This is a genomic window from Actinoplanes sp. NPDC049668, assembly GCF_044465445.1.
GTDB lineage: Bacteria > Actinomycetota > Actinomycetes > Mycobacteriales > Micromonosporaceae > Actinoplanes.
The window spans coordinates 233267-249779 of the sequence record NZ_JBITLR010000001.1 but is presented as its reverse complement, the minus strand read 5'-3'; the positions used below and the strand labels follow the sequence as shown (position 1 = coordinate 249779).

The 16513-nt window shown below is 72.7% G+C and carries 17 protein-coding genes; 12 read left to right on the top strand and 5 right to left on the bottom strand.

What is annotated here, in order from left to right; translation table 11 throughout:
* Positions 1 to 73 precede the first annotated feature (73 nt).
* Complete coding sequence (locus tag ACIBSW_RS01170) at positions 74 to 1399, top strand: S1 family peptidase (protein ID WP_354719418.1); 1326 nt, start codon at positions 74 to 76, stop codon at positions 1397 to 1399.
* 75 nt (positions 1400 to 1474) lie between these two features.
* Entirely contained in the window at positions 1475 to 1843 is a 369-nt protein-coding gene (locus tag ACIBSW_RS01165; RefSeq protein WP_354719416.1) for a DUF2784 domain-containing protein, read from the top strand.
* Here ACIBSW_RS01165 and ACIBSW_RS01160 read toward each other — a convergent pair.
* On the bottom strand, positions 1805 to 2230 hold the full coding sequence (locus ACIBSW_RS01160) for a YbjN domain-containing protein (RefSeq protein WP_354719415.1): 426 nt from the start codon (positions 2228 to 2230) through the stop codon (positions 1805 to 1807). The genes ACIBSW_RS01165 and ACIBSW_RS01160 overlap by 39 nt on opposite strands.
* Positions 2231 to 2318: 88 nt before the next feature.
* Here ACIBSW_RS01160 and ACIBSW_RS01155 point away from each other — a divergent pair, with 88 nt between their 5' ends.
* The gene (locus ACIBSW_RS01155) at positions 2319 to 4856 is read left to right on the top strand and encodes a DNA translocase FtsK 4TM domain-containing protein (protein ID WP_354719413.1); all 2538 of its coding nucleotides are present in this window, start codon (positions 2319 to 2321) and stop codon (positions 4854 to 4856) included.
* Here ACIBSW_RS01155 and ACIBSW_RS01150 read toward each other — a convergent pair.
* Complete coding sequence (locus ACIBSW_RS01150) at positions 4807 to 5988, bottom strand: hypothetical protein (RefSeq protein WP_354719411.1); 1182 nt, start codon at positions 5986 to 5988, stop codon at positions 4807 to 4809. The two genes, ACIBSW_RS01155 and ACIBSW_RS01150, sit on opposite strands and share 50 nt — an antisense overlap.
* Before the next feature lie 139 nt (positions 5989 to 6127).
* Between ACIBSW_RS01150 and rimO the strand changes: the two genes are divergently transcribed.
* The 6 genes from rimO (at position 6128) to ACIBSW_RS01120 (ending at position 11112) form a co-directional block, all read left to right on the top strand.
* Positions 6128 to 7582, top strand: a complete 1455-nt coding sequence (gene rimO / locus ACIBSW_RS01145; RefSeq protein WP_354719409.1) for a 30S ribosomal protein S12 methylthiotransferase RimO — start codon at positions 6128 to 6130, stop codon at positions 7580 to 7582.
* On the top strand, positions 7579 to 8175 hold the full coding sequence (pgsA, locus tag ACIBSW_RS01140) for a CDP-diacylglycerol--glycerol-3-phosphate 3-phosphatidyltransferase (protein WP_354719408.1): 597 nt from the start codon (positions 7579 to 7581) through the stop codon (positions 8173 to 8175). Before rimO ends, pgsA begins: the two co-directional genes overlap by 4 nt.
* 5 nt (positions 8176 to 8180) lie before the next feature.
* A complete protein-coding gene (locus tag ACIBSW_RS01135; protein ID WP_354719406.1) occupies positions 8181 to 8675 on the top strand; it encodes a CinA family protein in 495 nt (164 codons plus the stop codon).
* A 132-nt stretch (positions 8676 to 8807) separates the two neighbouring features.
* Positions 8808 to 9224: a helix-turn-helix transcriptional regulator gene (locus ACIBSW_RS01130; RefSeq protein ID WP_354719404.1), complete on the top strand. Its 417-nt coding sequence runs from the start codon at positions 8808 to 8810 to the stop codon at positions 9222 to 9224.
* Positions 9225 to 9442: 218 nt separating this feature from the next.
* On the top strand, positions 9443 to 10309 hold the full coding sequence (locus ACIBSW_RS01125; RefSeq protein ID WP_354719403.1) for a PspA/IM30 family protein: 867 nt from the start codon (positions 9443 to 9445) through the stop codon (positions 10307 to 10309).
* 29 nt (positions 10310 to 10338) lie between these two features.
* On the top strand, positions 10339 to 11112 hold the full coding sequence (locus ACIBSW_RS01120) for a hypothetical protein (RefSeq protein WP_354719401.1): 774 nt from the start codon (positions 10339 to 10341) through the stop codon (positions 11110 to 11112).
* Here the strand turns inward: ACIBSW_RS01120 and ACIBSW_RS01115 are convergent.
* On the bottom strand, positions 11072 to 11860 hold the full coding sequence (locus tag ACIBSW_RS01115) for a DNA-formamidopyrimidine glycosylase family protein (protein ID WP_354719399.1): 789 nt from the start codon (positions 11858 to 11860) through the stop codon (positions 11072 to 11074). The two genes, ACIBSW_RS01120 and ACIBSW_RS01115, sit on opposite strands and share 41 nt — an antisense overlap.
* Positions 11861 to 11895: 35 nt before the next feature.
* Here ACIBSW_RS01115 and ACIBSW_RS01110 point away from each other — a divergent pair, with 35 nt between their 5' ends.
* The gene (locus ACIBSW_RS01110) at positions 11896 to 12633 is read left to right on the top strand and encodes an N-acetyltransferase (protein WP_354719397.1); all 738 of its coding nucleotides are present in this window, start codon (positions 11896 to 11898) and stop codon (positions 12631 to 12633) included.
* 23 nt (positions 12634 to 12656) lie between these two features.
* Here the strand turns inward: ACIBSW_RS01110 and ACIBSW_RS01105 are convergent, their stop codons facing one another.
* Complete coding sequence (locus ACIBSW_RS01105; RefSeq protein WP_354719395.1) at positions 12657 to 13442, bottom strand: SAM-dependent chlorinase/fluorinase; 786 nt, start codon at positions 13440 to 13442, stop codon at positions 12657 to 12659.
* An 83-nt stretch (positions 13443 to 13525) separates the two neighbouring features.
* Between ACIBSW_RS01105 and ACIBSW_RS01100 the strand changes: the two genes are divergently transcribed.
* Both ACIBSW_RS01100 and ACIBSW_RS01095 read left to right on the top strand, forming a co-directional pair.
* A complete protein-coding gene (locus tag ACIBSW_RS01100) occupies positions 13526 to 14455 on the top strand; it encodes an LLM class F420-dependent oxidoreductase (protein ID WP_354719393.1) in 930 nt (309 codons plus the stop codon).
* A gap of 398 nt (positions 14456 to 14853) precedes the next feature.
* Entirely contained in the window at positions 14854 to 15396 is a 543-nt protein-coding gene (locus ACIBSW_RS01095; protein ID WP_354719391.1) for a GNAT family N-acetyltransferase, read from the top strand.
* A 236-nt stretch (positions 15397 to 15632) separates the two neighbouring features.
* Here ACIBSW_RS01095 and ACIBSW_RS01090 read toward each other — a convergent pair whose 3' ends face one another.
* Positions 15633 to 16292 carry an HAD-IA family hydrolase gene (locus ACIBSW_RS01090; RefSeq protein WP_354719389.1) on the bottom strand — a complete coding sequence of 220 codons (660 nt, stop codon included), beginning with the start codon at positions 16290 to 16292 and terminating at the stop codon, positions 15633 to 15635.
* Positions 16293 to 16513: the final 221 nt, after the last annotated feature.

Below are 16513 nucleotides of genomic sequence, written 5' to 3'. Positions count from 1 at the left end.
CCGGCCGAGACCTCCCTGCGTATCTGAGGGCACGGTGCCGCCCCCACGGCACTCGATGCGAGGGGAGTTTCGGATGCAGCGGAGAACGGTCGTCGCGATCGCGGCGACGGTGACGGCAGCGGGCGCGGCGGTGGCATTCACCCTGCCGTCGATGGCGGGTACCAACACGCCGTCGCGCCGCTCCGCGCCGCAGGCGACCAACGCGGTAGCCCCACAGCTGCTCGCCGCGATGAAGCGGGACCTCGGTGTGAGCACCGAGGCGGCCGCGGCGCGGGTGCAGCGGGCCGCGTGGGCCAGCGGCGTCGCCGCCCAGCTGCGCAGCGCCGCCGGAGACGCTTACGGCGGCTCCTGGCTCGGCCGGGACGGCACCACGCTGAACATCGGCATCACCGACGCCGGCCTGGCCGGCCGGGTACGCGCGGCCGGTGCCGTGCCGCGCCTGGTCGAGCGCAGCGTGGCCGAGCTGGACCAGGCGAAGCAGGCGCTGGACGGCGAGGCCACCCGGGCCGACCGCGACCTGCCCGGCTGGTACGTCGACGTCGCGGCCAACAAGGTCGTGGTGCAGGCGCTGCCGGGCGACATCGACCACGCGCGCGAGCTCGCCGAGGACGCCGGCATCGCGCGCGACGCGGTGAAGGTCGTCGTCACCAAGCGGTCGCCGCGGACGCTCGCGGACGTCATCGGCGCCGAGCCGTACTTCGTCAACATCGGCGGCGGCCAGGCCCGCTGCTCCATCGGGTTCGCGGTCGAGGGCGGCTTCGTCACCGCCGGGCACTGCGGCGCCGAGGGCACCCAGACCACCGACCGGGAGAACCTGGACCAGGGCGAGGTCGTCGCGTCGGTCTTCCCCGGCACCGCCGACATGGGCGTGGTGCAGACCAACGCCGGCGTGACGCTGCAGCCGTTCGTCAACGACTTCGACGGCAACGCGCTGCCGGTCGGCGGCAGCACGGAGGCGCCGGTCGGCGCCGCGGTCTGCCGCTCCGGCTCCACCACCGGCACGTTCTGCGGCACGATCCTGGCGAAGAACCAGACGGTGAACTACCCGGAGGGCGCCGTCACCGGCCTGACCCGCACGGACGTCTGCGCCGAGGGCGGCGACTCCGGCGGCCCGTGGCTCTCGGGCGACCAGGCGCAGGGCGTGACCTCCGGCGGCTCGGGCGACTGCACCGTCGGCGGCGAGACGTTCTTCCAGCCGCTCACCGAGATCCTGGAGACGAACAACCTCACCCTGCTCACCACGGGCGGGGCCGCGGGTGCAGGTGCCGCCGCCGCCGCGCCGCCGGCCGAGGCCACCACGGCGCCGCCCGCCGAGGCGGACGAGCCGCCGGGCGACGACGACGCCGGTCAGCAGCAGCAGCGCGGCGGGCACCACCGCCGCGGCCACCACCGCGGCTGACGCGAAGACGTGCTGCCCGCGCGGGCCATCCTCCGTCCTGCGCGGGCAGCGCTGCGTCTCGAATACCGTTAGCCCGTGGGATACCGGGTACTGATCGCCGCCGCCGTGTGCGCGCACTTCGCGTTCCTGGCCTTCGGCATCTTCGGCGGCTTCCTCGCCTGGCGCCGGCCCCGGCTGATCTGGCTGCAGGCGATCTGCGCCGGCTGGCTGCTGGTGATCGTCGTCGCCGGGCTGACCTGCCCGCTGACCTGGCTCGAGGACCGTGGTCGGGAGGGCGCCGGCCTCGCGCCGCTCAACGGCGGGTTCCTGGACAACCACGCCGAGGGCGTCTTCTACCCGCACGGCTACGAGTGGGCGGCCCAGCTCGTGGTCGCCGTGATCGTCCTGTCCTCGTGGGCCGGGTTCCTACTGCTCCGGCGAAAGCGCCGCGACCGCGTCGGCTAGCTCGCAGCCGGTCGCGATCCCGCAGATCATCATCTGGTCGAGCTGCTCCGGCGTCACGCCGTGCTCCCAGTCGCCGGAGACCTCGCCGACCACCCGCACCGCGCCGTCGTCGGCCGTGTGCACGTACGCCTTGGGCCAGAGCTGGTCGTGGTTCCAGGCGTTGCAGAACGCGTACAGCCGGTGCACGTCGTCGGTGCTGAAGACGGTCCGGGTCAGCGTGCGGACCTGCAGCACCTCCTGGTCCCGGCCGAGCAGGAAGAAGTAGATCAGGCAGCCCTGCCAGTTGCCGCCGACGTCGCCGTCGTCGTCGATGAAGTGGGCGAACTCGCGGGCGTTCAACACCTCGACGATCATCTGCTGGCTGAGCGGCTTCGGCAGAACGGACATGGTCTTGATCCTATGACGAGGAAAAAGCGAAAGGTGGTCACGGTGCGGCGCGCGGGCTCGCGGGCGCGGCGCCGTTACGGTATGGGGCATGGCGGGCCGAACTCCTCCGGCGAGCCGGGGCCGCGCCGCGTCGACCACGCGCGGCGCCGCGACGACGCGTGCCCGCCAGCCCGCCCGGCAGCCGGCCCGCAAGGCCGCCCGCCGGCCCGCCGCCCGGCCCGCCGCGCGCACCCGGGCCAGGAGCGCGACCCGAGCCCGCCCCAGCGTCTCCGCGGTCCTGGTGGCCGGTCTCGGCCGCGGCGTCGGCACCCTCTGGATGGGCCTCGCGCACAGCGTCGGCTGGGTGGCCCGCGGCGTCGGCCGCCAGGCGGCGACGGCCAAGGAGATCGATCCCGAGCACCGCCGCGACGGTGCCGGACTGCTCATGCTCGGCCTCGCGATCCTCGTCGGCGTCGCGGTCTGGGCCGGCTCGGCGGGGCCGGTCGGCGCCCGCCTGGCCGACGCGGTGCGGCTCTTCTTCGGCGGCCTGTCCGTGCTGCTCCCGCTGCTGCTGCTCTACGGCGCGGTCCGCTTCATGCGCCGGTCCGCCGATCCGGAGCACCGGGGCCGGTCGGTGGTGGGCTGGACCGCCCTGGTCGTGTCGACCGCGAGCCTGCTGCACCTGGCCCAGCGCCCCGCCGACGACGTCGAGATGGACCGCTCCGGCGGGCTCATCGGCTACGGCGTCGGCGCGCTGCTGGAGCGCGCGGTGACCGCCTGGGTCGCCGTACCGTTGCTGATCCTGCTGTTGATCTTCGGTCTGCTGGTCATCACCGCGACGCCGATCAACCGGATCCCCGAGCGGCTCATGCTGCTGGTCGACGTGCTGCTCGGCCGCTCGGCCGAGCGTGCGCCGCTGCCCGAACTGGACCTGTCCGACCTGGACGACGCCGGCAGCGAGGAGGCGCCCAAGCGCCGCGCGCCGTCCCGCCGCCGCCAGGGCTCGCTCTCCGACATCGGCCTGGCACCGGAGCCCGCGGACGCCGAGGACCCCATCGTGCACGACACCGTCCTGGTGCCGCGCGGCAAGAAGGTGCCGGCCAGCCGCAAGACCCCCGAGCCTCCCGAGCACTCGCCGCTGCCGACCCGCGCCGAGCAGCTGGACATCTCCGCGGTCGAGGGCGACTACCGGCTGCCGCCGCCGAACCTGCTCGGCAAGGGCGCCGCGCCGAAGTCGCGCAGCAAGGCCAACGACGAGATCATGATGGCGCTGACCGGCGTCTTCGACCAGTTCAACCTGGACGCGGCGGTCACCGGCTTCACCCGCGGCCCGACGGTCACCCGCTACGAGGTCGAGGTCGGCCCGGGCGTCAAGGTCGAGCGGATCACCCAGCTCTCGCGCAACATCGCGTACGCGGTGAAGTCGCCGGACGTGCGCATCCTCAGCCCGATCCCGGGCAAGAGCGCGGTCGGCGTGGAGATCCCCAACACCGACCCGGAGAACGTGTCGCTCGGCGACGTGCTGCGCTCGCACGCCGCGACCGCCGACCACCACCCGATGCTGGTGGCGCTCGGCAAGGACATCGAGGGCCGCTACGTGGTGGCCAACCTCGCGAAGATGCCGCACATCCTGATCGCGGGCGCGACCGGCGCGGGCAAGAGCTCCTGCCTGAACTCGCTGCTGGTGTCGATCCTGACCCGGGCCACCCCGGACGAGGTGCGGCTGCTGCTGGTCGACCCGAAGCGGGTCGAGATGACCGCGTACGAGGGCATCCCGCACCTGGTCACCCCGATCGTGACCAACGCGAAGAAGGCCGCGGACGCGCTGGAGTGGGTCGTCCGCGAGATGGACATGCGCTACGACGACCTCGCCGCCAACGGGGTACGCCACGTCGACGACTTCAACCGCAAGGTCCGCAGCGGCGAGATCACCGCGCCGCCCGGCGTCGACCGGGTCATGAAGCCGTACCCCTACCTGCTGGTGATCGTGGACGAGCTGGCCGACCTGATGATGGTCGCGCCGCGCGACGTCGAGGACTCGGTCGTCCGCATCACCCAGCTGGCCCGCGCGGCGGGCATCCACCTGGTGCTGGCCACCCAGCGCCCGTCGGTCGACGTGGTGACCGGCCTGATCAAGGCCAACGTCCCGTCCCGCCTGGCGTTCGCGACGTCGTCGCTGGCGGACTCCCGGGTCATCCTCGACCAGCCGGGCGCGGAGAAGCTCCTGGGCCGGGGCGACGGTCTCTTCCTGCCCATGGGCGCCTCGAAGCCGGCGCGCTTCCAGGGCGCCTGGGTCGACGAAAAAGAGATCAACGACGTCGTCAAGTTCTGCAAGGACCAGCGCGAGCCGGAGTTCCGACCGGACGTCACCGCGCCGCCGGAGAACAAGAAGAAGCAGATCGACGAGGAGGTCGGCGACGACCTCGAGGTGCTCATCCAGGCGATCGAGCTGGTGGTCACCTCCCAGTTCGGCTCGACCTCGATGCTGCAGCGCAAGCTGCGGGTCGGCTTCGCCAAGGCGGGCCGGCTGATGGACCTGATGGAGAGCCGCGGCATCGTCGGCCCGTCCGAGGGCTCCAAGGCCCGCGACGTGCTGATCAAGCCGGACGAGTTGGAAGAGGCGCTGTCGTCGCTGCGGGTCGACTGACCGGGCGCAGGTCGCCCAGCAGGGCGTGGCCGGTGATCAGCAGGGCCGCCAGCATCATGGTGGCCAGCACCGGCAGCGGGACGAACGGCCCGTGCCCGGTGCCGATGAACAGGAACGGCAGGTACGACAGCAGCGACGCGGCCTGCACCAGCAGGGCGACCGGCCACAGCCGGGGCCGGTAGAACGCCAGCACGACGGTCATCACGTCGGCCAGGAAGAAGTACCGCTCGTGCATCCCCGGCAGCAGGAACGGGACGAGGATGACGAAGAACGTCGCGGCGGTCATGATCCGGGCGGCGTCCAGGCGGACCCGGGCGGCGATCAGCGTGTAGATCACCCCGACCACCAGGACCGCGGCGAAGACGTACCCGAGGGTCTTGAGAGTGTCCAGCCGCGTGTGCACCGGCAGGAACGCGTAGACGCTCGCGGCGTTCGAGGTCAGCGCCGGCACGTACGCGGCCTGCCGGGACGGGCTGTAGAGCGTGAGCAGTTCGACCGGGTCGCGGCCGGCGAGGACCGCCGGCAGATCGAGAACGACATAGACCAGGGGTACGGCCAGCAGCGTGCGCCAGCGCAGCGACCCGGCCAGCACCAGCAGGGCCGGCAGCGGGAAGATGAAGATCGCCTGTGGCTTGACCGAGAGCGCCACCGTGAACAGGGTCACGGCCACCCACGGGCGCTCGCGGAGCAGGTAGTAGACCCCGCCGAGCGCGAAGGCGGCCCACATCGCGTCGCACTGCCCGTACAGCGAGCTGTTGATCACCACGGTCGGCAGGAAGGCCAGCACCAGCGCCGCGAGCACCGGGATGCGCCAACCCGGCCGGCGCAGCGCCACGATCCGGTAGCCGAAGTACACCAGCAGGACGTCGAACAGGACCCAGGCCATCTTGATCTTCATGAGCGTCGAACCGGGCAGATAGGTCAGCAGCGCGAGGATGTAGAGAAACGGCGCGTTGTAGTTGCCGATCTCCTGGCTCAGCCCGGACCAGCCGCCGGCCGCGTCGAGCTTGCGGTACCAGATGAAGAAGATCCGCATGTCCGCGGTCATCTCGTGCCGGCCGACCCAGCGGATCGCCACCGCCAGCACGGCGAGCACGGCGATCAATATCCATTCGGGCTTTACCCGGCGCACGTTCGTTCCCCCATGTCGAGCCGAGCCCGGGACGCTACCGAGCCGGGGTGAACGCGGGCCGCCCTTCGGGTTACCGCGCGATGGCATACCGGCCGAGCGGGGGACAGGTCACCGTCGGTAGCCCGGTAACCTTTGCAGAGTGTCCACGACTCCCGCTCCGCGCCGCGTTGCGCTTCTGACCCTCGGGTGCGCCCGTAACGAGGTCGACTCCGAGGAGCTGGCCGCCCGGCTCGACGCCGGGGGCTGGCAGGTCAGCACCGACGCCGACGGCGCAGATGTGGTGCTTGTCAACACCTGTGGTTTCGTCGAGAAGGCCAAGCAGGACTCCATCGAGACGCTGCTGGCCGCCGCCGACACCGGGGCCAAGGTGGTCGCCGCCGGCTGCATGGCCGAGCGCTACGGCAAGGAGCTCGCCGAGAGCCTGCCGGAGGCGCAGGCCGTGCTCGGCTTCGACGACTACACCGACATCGCCGCCCGGCTCGACGGGGTGCTGGCGGGCGAGCGGTTCGACGCGCACACCCCGCGGGACCGGCGCGAGCTGCTGCCGCTGACCCCGGTCGCGCGACAGGCCGCCAAGGTCGTCGTGCCCGGCCACGCCACCGTCGACGAGCACACGCCCGCGCACCTGCGGCAGGTGCTGCGCCGCAGGCTCGACAGCGGCCCCGTGGCCAGCCTCAAGCTCGCCAGCGGCTGCGACCGGCGGTGCTCGTTCTGCGCCATCCCCGCCTTCCGGGGCGCGTTCGTCTCCCGGGACCCGCAGGAGCTGCTGGCCGAGGCCGAGTGGCTGGCCCGGTCCGGCGTCCGCGAGCTCGTCCTGGTCAGCGAGAACAGCACCTCCTACGGCAAGGACCTGGGCGACCCCCGCGCCCTGGAGAAGCTGCTGCCGCAGCTCGCCGCCGTCGACGGCATCGTGCGGGTGCGGGCCAGCTACCTGCAGCCGGCCGAGACGCGGCCCGGCCTGGTCGAGGTGATCGCCACCACGCCGGGCGTCGCCGCCTACTACGACCTCTCCTTCCAGCACTCCAGCGAGCCGGTGCTGCGCCGGATGCGGCGTTTCGGCTCCACCGACCGTTTCCTGGAGCTGCTCGCCTCCGCCCGCGAGCTCGCGCCCGAGGCCGGCGCCCGGAGCAACTTCATCGTCGGCTTCCCCGGCGAGACCCGCCAGGACGTCGACGAGCTGGTCCGGTTCCTGACCGACGCCCGGCTCGACGCCATCGGCGTCTTCGACTACAGCGACGAGGACGGCACCGAGGCCGCCGGCCTGACCGGCAAGGTGAGCGAGGACACCATCAAGCGGCGCTTCGGCCGGATCAGCGACCTCGCCGACGAGCTGTGCGCCCAGCGCGCGGAGGACCGGCTCGGCTCGATCGTCGAGGTGCTGGTCGACACCGTCGCCGGCGGCGAGATCGAGGGCCGGGCCGCGCACCAGGCGCCCGAGGTCGACGGCTCCACCACGCTGGTCGCCGGCGCCGACGGCGCCGACCTGGCCGCGCTGCGCCCCGGCGACTTCGTCCGGGCCCGGGTCACCGCCACCGAGGGCGTCGACCTGGTCGCCGTGCCGGTCGAGATGATCTCCGCCGCGGCCGCATCGTGACCGACGAGCCGGTACCGGTGGCCGCGCCGCGGCCGGTATCGCTCTACAACCCGGCCAACCTGCTGACGGCCGTCCGCATCGTGCTCGTCCCGTTCTTCGTGGTCTTTGTGATCATCTCCGAGATGACCGAGCCGGGCTGGCGGATGGCGGCGTGCCTGACCTTCTGCGTCGCCTCGGCAACCGACTTCGCCGACGGCTGGATCGCCCGGCGCTACGAGCTGGTGACCTCGTTCGGCAAGGTCGCCGACCCGATCGCGGACAAGACGCTCACCGGGAGCGCGCTGATTCTGCTGTCGGCGTACGACCAGCTGCCGTGGTGGGTGACCATCGTGATCCTGGTCCGCGAGTGGGGCGTCACCGCGCTGCGGTTCTGGGTCATCCGGTACGGGATCATCCCGGCCAGCCGCGGCGGCAAGCTGAAGACGGCGCTGCAGATCGCGGCGATCGCCTGGCTGCTGTGGCCGGTGCCCGATCCGTTCGACGCCATCGGCACCGCCCTCATGGTCGCCGCCCTTATCGTGACGGTGGTGACCGGCGCCGACTACGTGCTCCAGGCCGTACGCATGCGCCGGAGGGCCCGGCGCGAGGGGTGAGGAAGTTGGAGACGGCTGTGGCCGCCGCGGCGGTAGTGCACGCGCTGGTCGACCGGGGCGAGACCCTCGCCGTCGCCGAGTCGCTCACCGGCGGCCTGGTCGCGGCGACCATCGTCGAGATAGCCGGCGTGAGCAGGGTGTTCCGGGGCGGGCTGGTGGTGTACGCCACGGACCTCAAACACTCCCTCGCCGGGGTGCCGCAGGCGCTGCTCGCCGACCGTGGACCCGTCGACCCGGACGTCGCCCAGGCGCTCGCCGAGGGCGCGCGGACCCGCTGCGGCGCCGACTGGGGCCTGGCCACGACCGGCGTCGCCGGGCCCGAGCCGCAGGACGGCAAGCCGGTCGGGCTGGTCTACGTCGCCGTCGCGGGGCCGGGCCGCGCCGCCGTGCGGGAGCTGCGGCTGAGCGGGTCGCGCGACGACGTCCGCACCGAGACGGTGGTCTCCGTGCTCGGCCTGCTGGCCGAGGAGGTGCGCGGGCTGACACCCACGCATCAGTAGCCCCGGGGACCGACCCTGCTCCCCGGGTGGTCCCGGAATTCGGCGGGGCGGGATGTCGGTGTCGCCCGCAACGGGTACGGTTGCGGGAAGCCTCCGGCGGATGCCGGCGGCCCCGCCGCAGGAGGAGGTGCCATGGTCCTGCTACGCCGGGTTATCGGTGACGCACTTCGGGCGCGCCGGCAGGGTCAGCATCGCACGCTGCGTGAGGTGTCGACCGCCGCCAACGTCAGCCTCGGGTATCTCTCCGAAATCGAACGTGGCCAGAAGGAAGCGTCCAGCGAGCTGCTCGCGGCGATCTGTGAGGCCCTGGGCGCCCGCCTCTCCGAGGTTCTGGGCGAGGTGAGCGGCACGCTCGCGCTCGCCGAGGGCATGGACGGCGTCCTCGTCCCGCTGGAGCCGACCCCGCCGGCCAAGGGCACCGACGCCCCGGCCGTGCGCCAGCTCACCACCGACGGAAACGTCTCCGTCTCGGTGCGCCAGGACTCCCCGCTCAGGGCGACCCTGCGCACCACCCGCAAGCGCGAACGCGACATCATCTACGCGGCCTGACCTCAGACCGATCGCAGGCGTTCCGGCCGTCGCCGGAACGCCTGTCGGCGCGTAGCCTCGACCTCGGGGGAACCCTCGCAAGACCCTGAGATCCCCCCGAGGTCACGTGACGCCGGTGGCATGGAGCTGACACGATGGACTCCGCGCCATCGTGAAGACCCCTCGGTCCCGCGTCGGTGGCGCGTCCGACTGAGCGACATTGAGGGGATACCGCGGATATGGCGAACCCGTTCGTCAAGGGCTGGCGTTACATGATGGCGCTCTTCGGCGCGAAGATCGACGAGTACGCCGACCCCAAGGTGCAGATCCAGCAGGCCATCGAGGACGCGCAGCGGCAGCACCAGGCCCTCGTGCAGCAGGCGGCGGCCGTGATCGGCAACCAGCGGCAGCTCGAGATGAAGCTGTCCCGGCAGATGTCCGAGGTCGAGAAGCTGCAGGGCATGGCGCGCCAGGCCCTCGTGCTGGCCGACCGGGCCCGGGCGGGCGGTGACGAGTCCGAGGCGCAGAAGTACGAGTCGACCGCGCAGACCCTCGCCACCCAGCTGGTCTCCGGCGAGCAGTCGATGGAGGACCTGAAGACGCTGCACGACCAGGCGCTCTCCGCGGCCGGCCAGGCCCGCAAGGCGGTGGAGAACAACGCGATGGTGCTGCAGCAGCGCATCGCCGAGCGTTCCCGCCTGCTGAGCCAGCTCGAGCAGGCCAAGATGCAGGAGACCGTGGCCAAGTCGCTCGAGTCGATGTCGAACCTCGCGGCGCCCGGCAACACCCCGTCGCTGGACGAGGTGCGCGACAAGATCGAGCAGCGCTACGCGAACGCGATGGGCCGCGCCGAGCTGGCGTCGAACTCCGTCGAGGGCCGCATGCTCGAGGTGCAGAAGTCGAGCCTCGACATGGCCGGTTCATCCCGTCTTGAGCAGATTCGGGCCAGCATGGCCGGCGAGAAGCTCGGCGGCACGCCGGCGCAGCCGGCCGTTGAGCAGGGCAAGCCGGCGACCCCGGCCGCCGACCCGGCCAGCGTCGCCCGGCTCGACGAGATCCGGGCCAGCATGAATTCCAAGCGCGGGGACACGTCGGCCGCCGGCTGACGACGCGTTTTGCGGGGAGGGGCCAGACGGTGGACGAGCGGACCCGGTACTTCCGGCGGCTCAGGCGGCTGCGCGGCTCGGCACGGCGGTGGAGCGTCGTCGGGGGCGGGCTGGTCGCCGCCACCGCCGTCCTCACGCCGTACGCGGGGATAGGTGTTGCCGACGCGGTCTGGGCGGCCTCGGCCGGGGCGTCCGCGGTCCTGGCCTGGTGGCGCTGGGGCGACTACCGGGCGCTGGCCGCGCTGCCCGCGCCGCCGCCTCCCCAGCCGGGCATCCCCGGCCAGCGGCTGATGGCCGCCGTCGAGCGCTTCCCGGCCGGCCGCCAGGTCCTGCAGGAGATGCGCCGGCACAAGGACCGCTACGCCGTGAAGGGCTCCGCCGTGGTCCACGCCTGGGACCGGCTGGACCGCGCGTCCGCGACGCTGGCCGGCCTGGCCGGCCGGCTGACCGGCCCCGGCGAGTCCGCGATGCTCGAGGCGACGGTCGCCGAGCAGTGGCTGCGCGACCTCGGCCAGCGGGTGGCGAGCGTGGAGCGGGCGCTCCCGCTCAGCCCGCCCGACCAGCGGCCGGGGATCGAGCACGCGCACGAGAGCCTCGCGAAGCAGTTCACCGAGGGTGTCGGCGCGTACGAGCGGCTGGTCGCGGCCGCGGCCAGCTACGTCGCCGAGGACGGCCACCCGGTCGCGGACCAGCACCCGGCGCTGACCAGCCTGGTCGAGGCGGCCGACCGCCTCCGCGGCATCGCCGAGGGCCTGTCGGAGCTCAGGGCCGCTCCGGTTGACAGCGCGGGCACCAGTAGGTGACCCGCTCCTCCTGATCCTGTTTCGCGATGGCCGAGCCGCAGCGCCGGCACGGCTGCGCCCGCCGGCCGTAGACGTAGCTGGTCTCGCCGCGGCGCAGGGAACCCGTCGTGGTCTGGGTCCAGCGGCCGCGGTTCGACGCGACCAGCTTCTGCGCCAGCCGCACCGTGCCTACCAGGTCCGGCACCGCCGAGACCGGCGTCCACGGCCACAGCCCGCGCAGGAACAGGGTCTCGGCCTTGTAGAGGTTGCCGATCCCGGCCAGGTTGCGCTGATCGAGCAGCGCCTCGCCGATCGGGGTGTCCGGGCTCGCGGCGATCCGCCGGGCGGCCTCGTCCTCGTCCCAGTCCGCGCCGAGCAGGTCCGGCCCGAGGTGGCCGAGCAGGGCGCCCTCGTGCGCCGTCGGGACCAGCGCCACCTCGTGCAGGTGATAGCCGACCGCCGCCGTGCGGTCGGTGCGCAGCACCACCCGGATCAGGTGCGCGGGCCGCCCGCTCCACCGCTCGCCGGCCGGGTACGTCCGCCAGGCGCCGTCCATCCGCAGGTGCGAGTGCAGCGTCATGGCCCGGTCGCCGTCGGTCAGGCGCAGCAGCAGATGCTTGCCCCGGCTGCCGGACTCGGCGACCGTCCACCCGGTCAGGTCGGTCGTCGCGAGCTGCGGCACGCGGAACTCGCAGCCGGTGAGCACGTCGCCGAGCAGCGCGCGCTCCAGCACCCGCGCCGTGTTCCAGACGGTGTCACCCTCGGGCATACGTCCCATCCTGCCAACACGCCTATTGTCTGGCTATGGATCTTGAAATCGCCACCGCGGCGGAGCGCCCCGACTTCGTCCCGCGCTGGTCCGAGCTCGACGGCCTGTGGCCCGAGTTCATGACGAAGGACCGGACCGGCGCATTCTTCTACGGCTACGAGTTCGACCACCATCCCGAGTTCCAGCTGCTGGCCGTCGACGCGGACACCGGCAGGGCCGTGGCGAAGGCGCACTCGGTCCCGGTCAGCTTCGACGACCCGATCGAGGACGGACTGCCCGAGGACGGCTGGGACTGGGCCATCCGGCGGGCCGCACACGACCGGCTCCGCGGCATCGCGCCGACGATGGTCTCCGCCCTGGAGATCATGATCCGGCCGGACCTGCGGGGCACCGGCCTGTCCGGCCGGATGCTGGCGGCCATGCGCGCCAACGTCGCCGCCCGCGGCTTCACGGACCTGGTCGCGCCGGTCCGGCCGACCGGCGCCCAGGGCAGACCCATCGACGCGTACGCGGATGAGCGCCGCGCCGACGGCCTCCCGGTGGATCCGTGGCTGCGGGTGCACGTGCGGGCCGGCGGCCGGATCGTGAACGTGGCGCACTCGAGCATGGTGATGGCGGGGACGCTGGCGCAGTGGCGGGAGTGGACGGGCCTGCCGTTCGACGAGACCGGGCCGGTGACGGTGCCGCACGCGCTGGGCCCGGTGCACTGCGACGTGTCCCAGAACCACGCGGTCTACGTGGAGCCGAACGTCTGGGTACACCACCGTCTGTGACGCCCGCGGGTGGCGTCGGGTGGTCAGCGCTCGGCGACTCGGACGATGTCGCCGGGGCGGACCGAGAGGACGACGACCGCGCGGCCGCCGTTGACGGCGATCGCCACCCGCTGGGCCGAGTCCTCGTAGACGATGAGCTCGCCCGGCTGGGCGTCCGCGAACGTCTGCGCCCGGCGTGCCTTCACCCCGCCGACCACCAGCTCGGGACTGAGCCCGGAGAGCATCGCGCCACCGGCCGCGAGCTGCACGTTGCCGAACCGGTCGACGGTGACGACCTCCGCCTCGAGCCACCCGTCGCCGACCGCCACCATCGGGTCGGGCAGCCGGACGATCGTGCCGGCGTCGATCGCGGGCCCGGCGTCGCTCAGCGGCGCCCCCAGGGCGAGGCGGGCCGCGGCCGGCGAGAACACGTCCCGGCCGTGGAACGTCCGCGAGACGTCGCCGAGCAGCCAGTCCTTATTGGTCAGCTCGACCACGTGGTCGATGCCGCCGAGCGCCTCCGCGGCCCAGACCAGCAGCCCGTTGTCGGGCCCGACCAGCACGCCGCCGGGCGTGCCGATCGCGATGCCCCGGCGATCCGAGCCGACGCCCGGATCGACGACCCCGACATGCACGGACGACGGCAGGTGCGGCGCGGTCTGCGCGAGCACCGCCGCGCCCCGCGGCACGTCGGCGGGCGGCACGTGGTGTGTGATGTCGATGACCCGCACCTCGGGAGCAATCCGCGCGATCGCACCGTGACACGCCGCGGCAAATCCGTCGAATGTGCCGTAGTCGGTCGTGAGGCTGATCCATTTATAGCCGCCCATGGTGGTCAACGTTACTGCCCCGGAACGCTCTGTGCGCGACAGGCGGCCGGGCGCGTCGCGGGCCGTCTGGCAGGGTGGGATCTATGCGTCTTGTGATCTTCACCGAACCCCAGCAGGGTGCCGGCTACGACGACCTGCGGCGGGTGGCCCAGCTCGCCGAGGAGACCGGCTTCGACGGCTTCTTCCGCTCCGACCACTACGTGGCGATGGGCCGGGACGGCCTGCCCGGCCCGACGGATGCCTGGCTGACCCTCGCCGCGCTGGCGGTACAGACGTCCACCATCCGGCTGGGCACCCTGGTGACCTCGGCGACGTTCCGCCTCCCGGGCCCCCTTGCGATCGGCGTGGCCCAGGTCGACGCGATGAGCGGCGGCCGGGTGGAGCTCGGCCTGGGCGGCGGCTGGTTCGAACGCGAGCACGAGGCGTACGCGATCCCGTTCCCGCCGGTCGGCGAGCGCTTCGACCGCCTGGAGGAGCAGCTGGAGATCATCGAAGGACTGTGGACGACCCCGGTCGGCGCGACGTACTCCTTCACCGGCAAGCACTACCAGGTGGTGGACTCCCCGGCCCTGCCGAAGCCGGTCCAGTCGCCCCGCCCGCCGATCATCGTGGGCGGTTCCGGCAAGAAGCGCACCCCCGCGCTGGCGGCCAGGTTCGCGGACGAGTTCAACGCCCCGTTCGCCAAGATCGAAGACCTGCCGGCCCGCTACGACCGGGTCCGCGCGGCGAGCTCGGCGATCGGCCGCCCGCAACCACCGGCGTTCTCGGCCGCGGCCGTCCTCTGCGTGGGCCGCGACGACGCCGAGGTACGCCGCCGCGCGGCCGCGATCGGCCGGGACGTGGACGAGATGCGCGGCAACGGCGGCGTCGTCGGCACCCCCGACCAGGCGATCGAGATCCTCGGCCGCTACGCCGAGGCCGGAGCGTCGCGGATGTACCTGCAACTGCTGGACCTGAACGACCTGCACCACGTCGAGCTGGTAGCAACCGAGGTGGCGCCGCACCTGACCTGAGCACTCACGAACCGAACTGCCAGGGCGTGATCGTCGCGGTCAGCCGGCAGCGACGGTGGCGACGCCGCAAACGGGCCGACAGCCACGATGCGAGTCGCCGTGGCACCGACCCCGACGAGATCGTCTCGCCGATTTGGTCTGAATGGCGTGGTGGTCTCGCGGGTTGGTGTCGGTTGCGGCTGGGCTGGCGACGCGGGTGGAACGCCGGGCTGGGAGTCGCCGCGGCATTGGCCTGGCAGTGGCTGCTGGGTGTGATGGTCTTGGCGGTCAGGCGGTGCGAGCCGGCCTCGATGTGATGATTTCGCGTCCGAGGGCTGACCTGGCGTTGGGGTCGGCCCGGGCGCGGAAGGGTGACGTCGCGGCTGGACTGACCCGGGTCCTCTCGTAAAGTCTGATGCGTGGAGATTGTCACCGCGCGGCTGACTTTGCGTCGGCCCGTTCCCGCCGACCTCGAAACGATCTTCGCGATCCATCATGACCCGAAGGCATGCCTGCACAACCCTTCGGACCTGGTCGCCACCCGCGAGGACGCCGAGCACCTGTACGGCCGCTGGGACGAGCACTGGCGCCGGCACGGGTTCGGCTACTGGGTGATCCGGGACCGTGAGCCGGACAAGATCCTCGGCTTCGCTGGGGTGAAGGTGGTCCGCTTCCGCGAGATCGAGGTGCTGAACCTGTTCTACCGCCTCGACACGCGGGCGTGGGGAGCCGGCGTGGCCAGCGAGGCGGCCCAGGCCGTGGTGGCCTGGGCGAGCGAGCACCTGCCGGAGTGGACCGTCGTGGCCCGCGTCCGCCCGGACAATGTGGCCTCCCAGCGTGTGGCGTGCCGGGCGGGCCTGGTCCGCGCCGAGCACCTCGACGACCAGGGCGAGGACGGCCTCGACTGGATCTTCGTCCTCCGCTGGCCCTACGCCCCGGTCCAGCCCGCGACGAGGTCCTGACGGACCACCCGCATCCGTGACCTGGAACGCGAGGTCCTCGGCCCGCGCCCGGGTCACGATCCCCGGGGTTCATCTGCGCCGGGCCAGACCGAGCCGAGCCGAGGATCAGGCCGGGTGCCCGGCGGTCGGCCGCGCTGGACCCCCGCCCGCTGGGCGAGTTCGTCAGCACCACTGACTTCACCCGGCAGGGCGATCTCGAGATCGTCGGGCCCGACCGGCTCGCCGGGAACGCTCGGTTACCGGTCCAGCTTGGCCAGAACCCTGTCCAGCGGCAGATCGGCGGCGCTCGACAGGAGCAGGTCCGCCGCGGCGAAGCGGGCGTGGTCGGCATGCGGGTTCGGCACCGCCACACAGCGCAGCCCGGCCGCCTGCGCCGCGGCCACGCCGTGCGCGGTGTCCTCGAACGCGACCGCCTCCTCCGCCTGCAATCCGAGCCGATCCAGCGCCAGCAGATAGACGGCCGGATCCGGCTTGTGCGCCGCCACCTCTTCGCCGGTCGCCAGCACCTCGAACCGCGCCCGCAGCGCCACCTGATCCAACATCGGACCCACGTGGGTGATCGGAGAACTGCTCGACACCGCCAGCCGCAGCCCCAGCTCCCCGGCCCGGTCCAACCACCCGACGATGCCCGGCGCCGGCCCGAGCGCCGCATTCAATTCCGCCCGGTACGCCATCCGCAGCGCATGACTGGCCCCACGGTCGTAGACGCCCCCGACCGCCGCGGCAAGCGCCGCATAACGCGGCTCGTTCGCGTCGCCACCGTGGTCGGCGAAGAAGCCGGCCGGGTCAAGCTCGAGCCCATGGCGCCGCCACTCCCAACGCCAGCTCTCCAGCAGCGTGCTCTCCGTGTCCATCAGCAAGCCGTCAAAGTCAAAGATCAACGCCTTGATCGCCACGCGGGCAGTATCCCGTGCGCCCCCGCGCCAACGACCGCCCACCCGGCGCACAGCGACCCACACGGCCCCGCCCCCACCAAACCCGACCCGGCAGCCCCCACCCCGGACCTCAAGCCGCCACCGCCACGCACCACGGATCGCCACGCGTAGAGGACAGCCACGCACCGCGGCCCGCCACGCCCCACGGCCCGCTACGCCCCACGGCCCGCTACGCACCGCGG